The sequence below is a fragment of the Aerococcus sp. L_32 genome (assembly GCF_050689315.1).
Genome location: NZ_JBOEQF010000858.1, coordinates 1 through 792 on the forward strand (window position 1 = coordinate 1; position 792 = coordinate 792).

Annotated in this window: 1 protein-coding gene and 1 pseudogene; both read right to left on the bottom strand. The window is 42.7% G+C overall.

Annotation, left to right across the window (positions count from 1 at the left end):
- Positions 1-517 (bottom strand): SOS response-associated peptidase family protein (locus tag ACRCJ0_RS16930; protein ID WP_431391321.1); only part of this gene is annotated, 517 nt, incomplete at its 3' end.
- Positions 518-557: 40 nt separating this feature from the next.
- Positions 558-792, bottom strand: a pseudogene (locus tag ACRCJ0_RS16935) (adenosylcobyric acid synthase); the annotation flags it as partial.

Here is a 792-nt window from a genome sequence, read left to right on the forward strand (position 1 = left end):
AAATCCACGTGGCAATATCTTTTTGTGGAATCAAAAGAGGCATCCGGTCGTGGATGGGACTGACAACTTCATCAGGTTCCGTAGTGATGATAATCGATTCAGCTTGTTTTTGCCCGGTCTTTTTGTCAGGATGAATCCGGTAAAAGCCACCGACGTAAATGACGTGACCAGAATCGGAAAAAGTGTAAGCTTCCTGATCGTCAGTAAATTCAAAGAAGGCTGACATAGGGAAAACAATCCGTTGACCTTCAAATGGTCCTTTAAAGGTCTTCTTGTCGCGGACTGTTTCAACCCGGGCGTTAATCATCAATTGGTTGGGTTTGAAACCCGTAAAGCCCCAACGCGTAATGCCAGGGACGATTTCACCATCTGGATTAGCGCCAAGTGTCACCACTTGATTTGAAGGGTAGACCGTTCCATCCCTTAAGTCAGTCACATCAACACCGCGACTGGCAATTTCTTCGTAATAATCGGCCAGAATTTGCTCATTTTTATCATATAAATAGCGACCACACATAGCATAGCTCCTTTTCTTTTAGGCAAAAGGGACTTCAAATTTAAGCTGACTGGTTTTCTTTCGATAATCTGGCTTGCATATTTTTAATGGCTAGGCCAACGATTTCATTGGTTAGCTGTTCATTACGAACTAATAAAGGACCGTGGAAGTAAGAACCAAAAGTATTTTTATACATAACACCTTCCGTTTGGTCTTCTCCGTTGTTACCAAAACCAGTAACCACTTTACCTAAGGGTTGGGTATTTTCCCCTAAAAAGGTCCGTCCGTTATGGTTC